3 protein-coding genes are annotated in these 2,035 nt (G+C 64.8%); 1 reads left to right on the top strand and 2 read right to left on the bottom strand.

Annotated elements, in window-relative coordinates:
* Nucleotides 1-794 (bottom strand): serine hydrolase domain-containing protein (locus tag PMI42_RS11405; protein ID WP_008133844.1); only part of this gene is annotated, 794 nt, incomplete at its 3' end.
* Nucleotides 795-1,040: 246 nt separating this feature from the next.
* On the opposite strand from PMI42_RS11405, the gene PMI42_RS11400 reads away from it, so the two are divergent.
* Nucleotides 1,041-1,583 carry a hypothetical protein gene (locus PMI42_RS11400; RefSeq protein WP_008133843.1) on the top strand — a complete coding sequence of 181 codons (543 nt, stop codon included), beginning with the start codon at nucleotides 1,041-1,043 and terminating at the stop codon, nucleotides 1,581-1,583.
* A gap of 31 nt (nucleotides 1,584-1,614) precedes the next feature.
* Here PMI42_RS11400 and PMI42_RS11395 read toward each other — a convergent pair.
* Nucleotides 1,615-2,035 (bottom strand): GNAT family N-acetyltransferase (locus PMI42_RS11395; RefSeq protein ID WP_008133842.1); only part of this gene is annotated, 421 nt, incomplete at its 5' end.

Below are 2,035 nucleotides of genomic sequence, written 5' to 3'. Positions count from 1 at the left end.
CGCGCCCGCCGATAGGCTTGCGGATACGGCAGGTTGTCGGCCCGCGTGAGGCCCGGCTTCATCGGGTCGAGCACATCGGCGCCGTTGTAGAGCGCGACCAGCCTGCCCTGCTGCGCCTCCGGCACGTAGAAGCCGGTGTCGGTCATGCCGAGGGACTCGAAGATGCGCGCCTTGAGGAAGGCATCGAGCGATGTGCCGGAGACGACCTCCACGATGCGGCCGAGCACGTCGGTCGCCACCGAATATTCCCACCCTTCGCCGGGATGATAGGACAGCGGCAGATCGGCGAGCTGGTCGATCATGTCGGTCAGCGGCGTCAGCGGATTGAGCACGCGCGCCTCGTTGTAGCCCTTGAACAGCACCGAGCCGGGATCGAAGATGCCGTAGCTGAGGCCGGAGGTGTGGGTCAGAAGCTGGCGGATCGTGATCGGGCTCTTCGCCGGCTCGACGTCGGCAAGGCTTGCCGCGCCCTGCTTCAAGACCTTGCGATTGCCGAGCTGCGGCAGGAATTTCTCGACGGCGTCATCAAGCCCAATACGCCCCTCTTCCATCAGCAGCATGATCGCGCAGGTGACGAAGATCTTGGTGTTGGAAAACGCGCGAAAGATATGATCGGGCCGCAGCGCCGTCTTCGTCTCGCGGTCGGCGAAGCCGACGCATTGCTGGTCGACGACCTCGCGGCCGCGCAGCACCGCCCAGGACGCCCCCGGGATGATCTCCTGGTCGACGTAGCGCTGCATCGCCGTCCGCGCGGCGGAAAAATCGGTCGTCTTGATGTCTGCCTTGGCGTCCATGACGTGCTGCCTCCCTGCATTGGTTGAGATGGATATAGCGACAAATCGGCCGCGGGGAAGCCCACCCTTCCAGGACCGGGTCCGCGCAAGTCACCTCGGCATTTTTGTTTCGCCGCGTGTTCATCAGGGCGCGAGCAACACAACGAAAACCGCTGCAATCCTTGCGGCAAGACCTCGTTAATCGCGCGACCTTTAGCCTCACGGCCATGTTCAGCGTAATCCTGACCTCATCATGGGCACCCCACAATGACCTCGATCTCCGCAGCCTCCACCAATTCTTATTCCCCACTCGACCGCCTTAAGAGCGAGCTCACCAAGGAAGTCTCGGCGGGCACCATCAGCTCGAGCGACGAATCGGCGCTCTCCTCCGCGCTCGACGACATCGATTCCGCGCTCAAGAGCAGTGCATCCAGCTCCAGCTCCTCGTCGCCGCCCTCGTCCGACGAGATGCAGTCCAAGATCGACGACCTCATCGAGAGCGAGGTGTCGAGCGGCAAGCTGACCAGCGACCAGGCCAGCGAACTCAAGAACGTGTTTTCCAGCACATTCTCCGGGGCCAGTGGTGCCGGCGGCCCGCCTCCGCCGCCGGACGACAGCAGCGACTCATCGAGCACCGCCTCGACCTCCTCCACCTCCTCGTCCAGCTCGTCCTCCACCAGCACCGAGGACATGATGAAGGAGTTGCTCGCGATGCTTCAGAGTGCGACCAGCCAGTCGACGTCCTACAGCGCCAGCGGCAGCAACAATGCCTCCGCGTCGAGCGCGCTGCTGGTCGATTACAAGACTTGATCGCACCGGCCCGGTGCGTACCACCGGGCCGTCATCCCTGCTTCATCACCGCTGTGACATGCAGGCGGCGGCGAATGCGCATGCCCTGCCGCTGATAGAGGGCGATCGCGGAGGCGTTGCTCGAAAACACGTGCAGGAACGGAATCTCGCTGCGCGCCTCGATCCGGCGTGCGACCGCCGCAAGCAGCGCCTGTGCGTAGCCGCGTCCGCGATAGTCCGGATGCACGCAGACGGCCGTCATCTCGACGAACTTCCCGGGCTTCATCCGCTCGCCGGTCATCGCGACCAGTTCGCCGCCGGCGCGGATGCCGAGGAACGTGCCGAGTTCATGGGTGCGCAGCGCGAACGGGCCGGGCTTGGTCAACTCCGTCAGCGCCATCATGGCGGGCACGTCGGCGGCGCCCAGCGTGACAATCTCGGCATCGCGAGGCGGACTGTCGGCGGGCGAGCCG

The sequence above is a fragment of the Bradyrhizobium sp. YR681 genome, from assembly GCF_000282615.1.
Classification (GTDB): Bacteria; Pseudomonadota; Alphaproteobacteria; order Rhizobiales; family Xanthobacteraceae; genus Bradyrhizobium.
Note: the sequence above shows the minus strand (reverse complement) of the source record. Positions and strands in the feature narration are given on the sequence as shown.

Bases quoted from the DNA above. Each gene is read 5' to 3' on its own strand.
- PMI42_RS11400 (WP_008133843.1), top strand. From the start codon at position 1,041: ATGACCTCGATCTCCGCAGCCTCCACCAATTCTTATTCCCCACTCGAC.